The organism is Psychromonas sp., from assembly GCF_047632955.1.
Taxonomy (GTDB): domain Bacteria; phylum Pseudomonadota; class Gammaproteobacteria; order Enterobacterales; family Psychromonadaceae; genus Psychromonas.
This window is the reverse complement of sequence record NZ_JBLIED010000069.1, coordinates 1-8,952: the sequence shown is the minus strand read 5'-3', so window position 1 is coordinate 8,952 and position 8,952 is coordinate 1. Positions and strand designations below refer to the sequence as shown.

Here is an 8,952-nt window from a genome sequence, read left to right as displayed (position 1 = left end):
ATTAACCCCATCCATTTTTCATGGTGTGGTGGGATAAAAAATTGAAGCCCAATCAAGTTAAGAGACGAGTAAGACAACAATAATATACCGAGAAAAATCGAAAGGTAAGCCGTATTGAATGTTGTTAACGCCATTGCGCCTATCCAGACGGTAGCGATAGCAAAAAATAGAAAAGGCCACAACCGTTTGAGAATGACCATACCATTGCCACCCACGATTGCCTGCCAAACATTAGTCACGAAAGCAGGCATAATAACAAGTGCCATTGCCGTTGTCAGATCGAAGGTAGCGACTAGCACGCCAACGCTAATCATAGGCAAACCAAGTCCGATAGTTCCTTTAATAGTGCCAGCTAGCAGTAAGGTAAAGAAGATCATAGTGAGGCTATAGGGATCAGTCATGATGGAATGGGTCAGAGCTACTCGAAAGCAGGCATCATAAATGAATTTGATGAAATCAAACAATTAACTCATCGGGAAAAGCTAATAATTAAAGATCTGGATCTCTGTATAAATATCGCTACTGTCATGAGGGTGTATTGCAGTTTGAATTTAGATAAAGCAGTTATTTATAAGTCACAAGATGAAAAACCAAGGCTATTATATGTAAAGGGTTGATCTAGGAAAATACGCCGCACCGCAGGTGCATCAATACGACATGGCCCAGAAAGGGTTTCTAGCATTGGATCGCCTGTAGGAGATGGCTGCGGATCTTCCTCAAAAGGGTACAGCGCAGAAGGCACTCCATTTTCACTTTCAACACGATAAGTGCCCCAATGAGTAGAAGTTAGCGTTCTTTTTTCATACTCAGTTACTTTACTAATCATGCTGGCTCCACTTTATTAATAATCAGTATTTGATTTTTAAAGCGCTTAACTAGCCCCAGTATTTTTAGGTTTGAACCTCTGCTCTAACCTCATGGCTGCATAGGCTGCTGGCACTGATGTGAGGAGAAAAAATAATCCAACGAGTGTCATTGGTTCTAAAAATTTATAAGTGGTGTTCGAAAAGATGTTTGCTGCACCAAATAATTCAACGACTGTTATGGCCGATAGAAGCGGCGTTTCCTTAAACATTGTAATTAGGTAATTAGCTAGAGGCGGAATCATTGGCGGAATGGCCTGCGGCAAAATAACAAACCTCATTGTTTGATAAGCGTTGTAGTTCAAAGCACGGGAAGCTTCCCACTGACCCTTTGGAATATTTTCAATACCAGCTCGGTATACTTCAGATGTATAAGTACTAAAATGAATGCCCAAGCCAATGACTCCAGCGGCGAACGGCGATAAGAAGATACCCAAATCTGGAAGTACATAAAATAGGAAGTATAATTGAACCAACAAGGGGGTTCGGCGAATACACTCTGAGGTCCAATAAGAAGTTTTAGCGACAATCCAAGTTTTAGACATTTTTAAAAGTGCTAGTAACAATCCCAAAACATAGGCTAATAAAGCACCTACTAAAGCAGCTTGTATTGTAACAATCAGCCCTAACCACAACGATGGTAGAACTTCGAAAGCAACTTTCCAACTCCAATCCATGTTTTAGACCCCATCTCTCGTGATCGTATCACGGCCTTTTGAGAACTTGCGTTCAGCAAACTTGGTAAACCAAACCAGTACAGAAGATATAATGAAGTACATGACTAGGATGACAAAAAATGGTTCAAGAGTTAAAGCAGTTTGTGACCGAACAATCTGGGCCATAAAGGTTAGGTCTGAAATAGTAATCAGCGAGGCCACTGCCGTCAGTTTAAGTAATTCAATCAAAAGGTTACCAAAGGTGGGAATCATCACCGGAATAGATTGAGGTATGAGCACGTATCTAAAGCGTTGATAATTAGTATAGTTAAGAGACAGCGCCGCTTCATGTTGTCCACGACTCACTGACAATATTGCGCTACGGACAACTTCAGACCCATAACTGCCTAAATTAAGACCACAGGCCAAAACACCGGCGACTAGTGCTGGAAATGTTACCCCGAACAGGGGTAGCACAAAGAACATGAAAAACATCTGCACAATGGCTGATGTGCCTCGGAAAAACTCCAAATAAATAACAGCAGCAACCCTCACCACCCGAAGCCTAGAAAACCTAGATAGCCCAACCGTAAATGACACGATTAAAGCCAAAATTGCACTTGCTAACGTTAACTCAATGGTCGTAATCGTGCCTTGAATTAAGATTGGATAATATTCAAGAATCCAGCTCCAAGATTCTTGAAAATATTTAAAAATTGCTTCCATATAAAACAACCCTTGGATGCAGATGCAGCTCCTACTCTAAGAGCTACATCCAGTTTGGAACGTTATAAATAGTAGGTATTTTTAGTTGCCTGGGCAAAAGTCGTCACGTTTGACGGCTAATGTGGCTGCAGCTGAGAAACCGTAAGGTTCAATAATTTTGGCAAACTCACCACTCGACTTCAATTCTGCAAGAGCTTTGTCATACGCATCTCGAAAATCGTCATCGTCGCTATTAAATGCAGCGCCAGCACATCCCATTGGTACACCTTTGACTGGCATAACAATTTCTAGGTCAGGGTCATTAGCTTTTTCCAATAAATCAACTGTACCGAGTCCAGACAATGCGAATACGTCAACTCGACCCTGCTGCAGCATCTTAATACCACTCATTGGGTCAGCCATAATCTTAATCTGTTCTTTGGTCACGCCACGCTCGTATGCATAAGCTTCTTCAGCACACCCTGCACAGGTGGTCATGGTAACTGCTTTGTTGTTGCCAATATCCTCATAGGTCATGATATTAAATGGATTTCCTTTCTTAACAGCAAAAGCCTCTGCACCACAAAGATCAGGCTCTGAATAGATGATTGACTCACAGCGCTTTGGTTTGATGTAAAGGCCTGAAGTAGCCATGTCAACTCGTCGAGCCATCAACGCAGGTATCATTGCACCGTAGCCAACCAAACTGGCCCGCAGCTCAGGAACGCCCAATTTTTTCATTACGGCTCGAGCTACATCTGGCGCAGCACCAGTGACGTAACCATCTCCTTTAACGTCACTGTAAGGTGGCTCATTAGCAACAGCCACAGTGGCATAACCCTGTTTGCGCAAATCATCTAACGTTCCAGCTGACACAGTAGATACAGTTCCTAAAGTTAGGCCTGCAGTAAGTGCTGCTAGCGCAATTACGCGTGAGCATTTTTCTAGATTAACTTTAATCATTTGGTTTTCTCTTTAGTTTTATGGTTGGTAAAGCAGTAAAAGTGACTATCACTTTTTCCTTGATAATTTGTTTAGCCTATACGATATCTCTTATGAATTTTTTCAAAAAGCCGCGTGTCCTAGATTCTTTGGGCCTAGTAAATATATCTTCTGGACTGCCAGATTCAACAATTTGCCCCTTATCAAAAAACAATACACGATCAGCAAACTCCCTGGCAAAGTTCATTTCATGAGTCACTGTCAGCATGGTGGTATCCGTATCTTCGGCCAAAATTCGTAAAACGTTTAACACTTCATCTACAAGCTCTGGATCAAGAGCCGAAGTCACCTCATCGAAGAGCATTATTTTAGGTTCTAATGCCAAGGCTCGAGCAATGGCAACGCGTTGCTGCTGACCACCTGAAAGTTCGTGAGGGTAGTGTTGAGCTTTCTCTTCTAAACCAACGAGAGCTAAAAGCTTTTGCGCTTGAACTGTTGCGTTGACTTTATCCTTTCCTTTAACAAGTATCTGAGGCTCTACAATGTTATTCATTACATCTAGGTGAGGGAATAAATTAAACTGTTGAAATACCATACCCACATTTGAGCGCATGTGATGCAGGTGTTTTTCGCTCGCAGGTATGATTCCTTTTGCAGTTTTTTGATGCCACAAATAATCACTGTCAATGAAGACGTGTCCCGCGTTGATTGTTTCCAAAGTCATTAAAATTCTTAAAATAGTGGTTTTACCCGAACCACTGGGTCCAATTAGGGCAATTTTTTCCCCTTTATTAACATGCATGTTAAGTTTGTTCAGGACCTGAAGATCACCAAAAGACTTTGACACATTTTGAAATTCTATAATTTTTTTCATACAAATTTGTCAATATTCAAGGGCTTTTTAGATCTTAATAATGAAGCTGTAATGTCTTCACAGTTACCATAACTATTACTAATCTTAAAGTACCAGATTTTATAGGTAGGTTAGAATCAGAAGTTAAATTTATTTTGGCCCAAGCAAGACCTTAATGTTTAAACTTCTAACATTCGTATTGTTATTTGTAACGCCATTAAAATGTGGTGTTAAAATACAATGTAATTTGCAAACTTGAAATGTTGACTGATTAGAATTAAATGAGCCAAGCCATGCATTTTTAATTAATACTGAATTTAGGTTCACAGACATACTAATAATCAACATAAGTCAATTTTTTATTGTTTCTGGTCTAAGTGATCCAAGAGCCGCAAAGAAGTTCTTTTACGACAGAATATAAAACATTACTTGAAGCTTCTATTCTAGTAAACATTTTTTTCATTTATATTAGAAGTTTTTTTAAAATTTAGTTGAACAAATATACTAAAATAATGAGTATGTTTATCGAATAATAGCATGCTTTTCAATGACTTGAGAAATACACTGCGAAATCGATGGGTTTTTTGATAATAATTTAGAACAGACATTCTTCAATTCTAATCCAAGCTGCTGAGATAACTGCGCACAATATTGATGCATATTGTTAAGATAGTCACGCTACTAAAAAAGTGATACTTGATGAACTATATTCACAAATGCAAAATAAAAATATTTCTACTGCTACTCATTAAGACCCTCCTTTTTATAGGTACTACTACAACCTATGCTAGCCCAATGACTTTTACTTTACATCAAGGCACGCCGAACTGCACCGGATGCATCATCATAAAGTTTGACGGTGAATTTACCGATACAACCGTATCTAATTTCGACATATTTATTGATGAGAATGCTAAAAAACTAATTAAAGCCACAACGGTAGCACTAAACTTATCAGGAGGATCAAATGTAAACAGGCTTACAATTGGGGAAGATACATTTCAAAGCATTTAACACACATGTCGCAAAAACCGAAAGCAGTAACTCAGTGTATACATTATCTGGAGGATTCTGCGCATCGGACTGTGCTTATGTATTTCTGGGTGGAAAACAGCCAAGTATAAATAAAAATAGTAAATATGGCGTGCATCAAGTCTTTATAAAATTCGACAAGTCTGTCGAATTAAACAAAGCAGTACGGTCAACACAAAATATTATTTCTATAATTTCAAAATATGTAGAAAAAATAAAACTCGCGGGCAGGTCATTGTGCTAAAGACTATCTGCGTGGCTAATAGGGTTATCATCAAGTCGATGGCTATGCTGGCTACGACAAAACCGATTGGGCGGTTAACCACATTCAAAAGCTGTATCGTATTGAAAAGGAAATCAAAGGCTAAATGGCGACAAAAAAATAGTTGCTTCGGCAGCAACAGGCAAAACCACTATTGAATGAGTTTAAAGCGTGGTTGGATAAATCCGACAATCAAGTGCGCCTCAAATCCGCCGTCAGCGAAGCCATTGGGTACAGTCTACGGCAATGACCAAAACTCATCCGATACATCGACCTTGGCGATTTAAACATCAATAATAACCGCCCCGAACGCGCCATCAAACCCTTCGTTATCGACAGAAAAACTGTATTTTCGCCAATAGCAGAAATGGGGCCAAAGCCAGTGCTGCCCTATGCAGTCTAATCGAAACAGCTAAAGCCAATGGGCTGATACCATTTGGCTACGTCAAATGCCTACTTGATGATCTAGCGAAGAACCCTGATAGCATCGACCATCCTCTGTCCTGGAATGTTGACTTAACATAGTTCGAAAACACTACCATGTGTTATTCGCAAGACGTTCACTTATATCTGACTCAGTGTCAGCACAACATTGGGTATTAAAGCGCCTTTGCAACATGACATTCGACATTCGGATACCGTCAAAAGTTATCCCGCTTTATTCAGTCCGGGGAAAACGATTTCGAAGCCATTAATAACTTTGGCAGAAATCTTACTTGGCTAATGCGATGTCGATAGAGAAATCTTCTGAGGGCATCTATCTTCTAAACTACATCATTACTACACTAATTTCATTAACAGACGAAAATAACTAACCGATGCCGATATGCCAACAATAAACAATTCGGGCAGTCATAAAGAAGGTGTCTGCGTAACCTATAAAGGCAATGATGAATTTGCGTCAATATTCGCTTACATCGTACAGGAGGGTTTAAAAGTAGTTCAACATGGTGACAATTAATGCTTTGAATAACTTTATGTAGAATATCCTGAGGTGTAATAATTATTGACAGTTAATTCGAAAAATTGTAAATAATCTTTACACGCTAAGGCATATGCTTCCAGCAATATTTAATAAACTATTGTTTTTTTAAATGCTTTTCTAAGTATGGATTAGTTATTGCAGAACTATTACTAATTCCTAGTTGAATTACAAACTAACAGATATAACAGTATTAACATAGTTGGGGCAAAGAAAAATAATCAGAATCAGACGGTGGTTCCTACATTAAATTTCAATATTACAGGCACTATTTTAAATAGTATGATTCAAAAAAAGCTACTAAATTTAAACATGGATATGTCAATTGTCGTGATTAAAAACGTGGCAATTAAGCATAGGTTTTGGATTGAGTTTCAAGTGTTAATAGTTTCAAATAAAACTTCTGTTTTTTTTCATTATGTTTTCTAGGCCAATATATTGTAGTCATGGTGCTATGAACTTGTTGCTCCTAACTTAAAAAGGCTCCTTTAAGAATATGTTTAAATTTGCTCTTATTTCGATAATTACCGTCATAATGCAAAGTGTTGATTTCAATTGGTCTAAAATATGGCTATTGATAGATGAACTACCACAAGATAATGCTTCTACCTCTGAAGGCGTTCAAAAACCAGTTCGGAAAACGAATGACTTAAGTGACATTTATAGTTCTGATATAGCTAAAGGGAATTTCTGGGTTGATCCACATAGGTATGGGTACGATTATTATGGGGATTTTTATATTCAATTTGAATCGAACATCTTTAATAAGTCTTTCAATGTTTCAGAATGCTCATACATGACTTTTATACTCGAAAATCAAAATGATTTAGATAAACTAAATGATAAAGTCCTTAACGAATTTTTTACAGCCTACTTGAGAAGCTGTAATGGAATTGAAGTTTCTGCAATAGCAACCATTGGCCATAATTCAGCTTATGATCGTGCTTTTCCTTTGTTTCCCGCAACTATTGAATTTCCTGAAATGATGTCTAAAGGGAGCTAGTATTGCTGACAGCAATGACTATTATTGGTTTTTGAATATAGCTCAGATTTCTAACTATTCTCAATTACCATTTCTTGAATTCGATAGGTTTCTTAAAAATTGGTGAATAACAAGTTTTACCAAAGTCTTTGATCGATTATTTTTAGCTATTGTGGCGTTAGGTTTAGCTGCTTTAGGTTTTTTACGAATACGTTACGTCCGGCAATTATAATAGCCTGTAATTCTGTGGCAGCCCATTGCTACTAAAATGACAGAGGAAAAACTAATTAATATAAAGTTTTTATTGCGCCTAATAGTCTGTTCTGGGAAGGAACTCGCTGTTTAAACAGACCCAAGCAAAAAATGTTTTATCAACACTGCAGATATTTGCATCAATGAGTCATTAATCTCTATTCAATCAGTTCGCCAAAAGTTTTCTTGCCTTTCCGACAGGCTTATATTTTAGGTGAATGCCTTAAATCCGTCCGAGTCCTTGGAGCAAAGTTGGACTAAGTTAAATGGTAAATTATTTTAAAAAATGGGGTTATAGTGGCTCTATTGTCTTTTGACTTAAACCAAAAAAGCAGTCCACTGGCCAATTATTCAGTCTGAAAATATTTAGTATTCTTAATTCACGTGAGTTCTGATTGATAAGAAAAAGTTTTACACTATCAAAAAATAGGGACTAGCTTTTTTTATATCAGGTTCCGCTTGGGCTATTTTTTCAAATTAATTTAGGTGCCTCCAAAAACAGTCCGAAGGGTCTACCGGTTAATACATCTTCACCGCGGAAGAATGCACGGCGAACACAGCCTGAGCGGTAACGTAAACAGGAGTAGTATCGTGAAAAACCAAAGTCTTCATTGACCTTGGTTTCACAGTAAGCTTTTAAATTTCTTTTTGAATAACCTAACAGAAGAGTATTGAGGTCAATTTATATTCTGATCTTTTATTGTTGATATTGACTTTAGTTATGTTCATTTCTTAAAATGGGCTTTCGACTGATTGCATGCCAACATACACTGCTTTAATCTGGGTATATGATTTCAATGTTTCACTCCCATTTTCGCGCCCGACACCTGACATTTTATAACCGCCGACGGGCATTTCCGCAGGTGATGGACCATAAGCATTAATCCAGCAGATACCCGCCTCCAGCTGATGTGTTACCCGATGAGCACGGGTTATATCTTGTGTAAACACGCCTGCTGCTAATCCTAAATGGGTATTATTTGCGCGTCGCACAACTTCGTCTTCATCCTTGAAAGTAAGTACTGACATAACTGGGCCAAAGATCTCTTCTTTAGACAAGGTCATTTCGTCAGTGCAGTCGGTAAAAATAGTCGGAGCAATAAAGAAACCGTGGGGCGAATTTTCGGGGTGTAGTGCTTTACCGCCAGTCAGTAGGGTTGCACCCTCAGCTTTACCAATCTCAATGTAGTCGAGCACTTTCTGATGATGATCTTTTGAAATAAGTGCACCAAAATTAGTGTCTGGGTTCATCGGATCGCCGCAGACAATATTTTGCTCGGTACGCTCAACAAGGCTTTTAATAAATTGTGGGTAAATATCCTGCTGAACAAACACGCGCGTACCGTTTGTACATACTTCGCCTTGAGTATAAAAATTAGCTAACATGGCTGCTGATACCGCATTTTCTATATCAACATCATCA

The 8,952-nt window shown here is 38.4% G+C and carries 9 protein-coding genes and 1 pseudogene; 3 read left to right on the top strand and 7 right to left on the bottom strand.

Going from position 1 to position 8,952, the window contains the following annotated elements; genetic code table 11:
• The 6 genes from ACJAZP_RS19350 to ehuA form a co-directional block, all read right to left on the bottom strand.
• Positions 1–401: TSUP family transporter (locus tag ACJAZP_RS19350; RefSeq protein WP_415232382.1), on the bottom strand; the 401-nt coding region annotated here is incomplete at its 3' end.
• Between the two features lie 167 nt (positions 402–568).
• Entirely contained in the window at positions 569–826 is a 258-nt protein-coding gene (locus ACJAZP_RS19345) for a hypothetical protein (protein WP_415232381.1), read from the bottom strand.
• A gap of 45 nt (positions 827–871) precedes the next feature.
• On the bottom strand, positions 872–1,540 hold the full coding sequence (ehuD, locus tag ACJAZP_RS19340) for an ectoine/hydroxyectoine ABC transporter permease subunit EhuD (RefSeq protein ID WP_415232380.1): 669 nt from the start codon (positions 1,538–1,540) through the stop codon (positions 872–874).
• 3 nt (positions 1,541–1,543) lie between these two features.
• On the bottom strand, positions 1,544–2,245 hold the full coding sequence (gene ehuC, locus ACJAZP_RS19335; RefSeq protein WP_415232379.1) for an ectoine/hydroxyectoine ABC transporter permease subunit EhuC: 702 nt from the start codon (positions 2,243–2,245) through the stop codon (positions 1,544–1,546).
• 81 nt (positions 2,246–2,326) lie between these two features.
• On the bottom strand, positions 2,327–3,187 hold the full coding sequence (ehuB, locus tag ACJAZP_RS19330; RefSeq protein WP_415232378.1) for an ectoine/hydroxyectoine ABC transporter substrate-binding protein EhuB: 861 nt from the start codon (positions 3,185–3,187) through the stop codon (positions 2,327–2,329).
• Positions 3,188–3,263: 76 nt separating this feature from the next.
• Positions 3,264–4,031 (bottom strand): ectoine/hydroxyectoine ABC transporter ATP-binding protein EhuA, encoded by a 768-nt coding sequence (gene ehuA / locus ACJAZP_RS19325; protein ID WP_415232383.1) that lies wholly within the window; start codon positions 4,029–4,031, stop codon positions 3,264–3,266.
• 1,286 nt (positions 4,032–5,317) lie between these two features.
• Between ehuA and ACJAZP_RS19320 the strand changes: the two are divergent.
• From ACJAZP_RS19320 to ACJAZP_RS19310, 3 genes and pseudogenes are all read left to right on the top strand, one after another.
• Positions 5,318–5,838 (top strand): annotated as a pseudogene (locus ACJAZP_RS19320) (IS66 family transposase); the annotation flags it as partial.
• Between the two features lie 301 nt (positions 5,839–6,139).
• Positions 6,140–6,274: a hypothetical protein gene (locus ACJAZP_RS19315; RefSeq protein WP_415232377.1), complete on the top strand. Its 135-nt coding sequence runs from the start codon at positions 6,140–6,142 to the stop codon at positions 6,272–6,274.
• 517 nt (positions 6,275–6,791) lie between these two features.
• Positions 6,792–7,298 carry a hypothetical protein gene (locus ACJAZP_RS19310; protein ID WP_415232376.1) on the top strand — a complete coding sequence of 169 codons (507 nt, stop codon included), beginning with the start codon at positions 6,792–6,794 and terminating at the stop codon, positions 7,296–7,298.
• Positions 7,299–8,261: 963 nt separating this feature from the next.
• On the opposite strand, the gene ACJAZP_RS19305 is transcribed toward ACJAZP_RS19310, so the two are convergent.
• On the bottom strand, positions 8,262–8,952 hold a 691-nt coding region (locus ACJAZP_RS19305), incomplete at its 5' end, for an aldehyde dehydrogenase family protein (protein ID WP_415232375.1).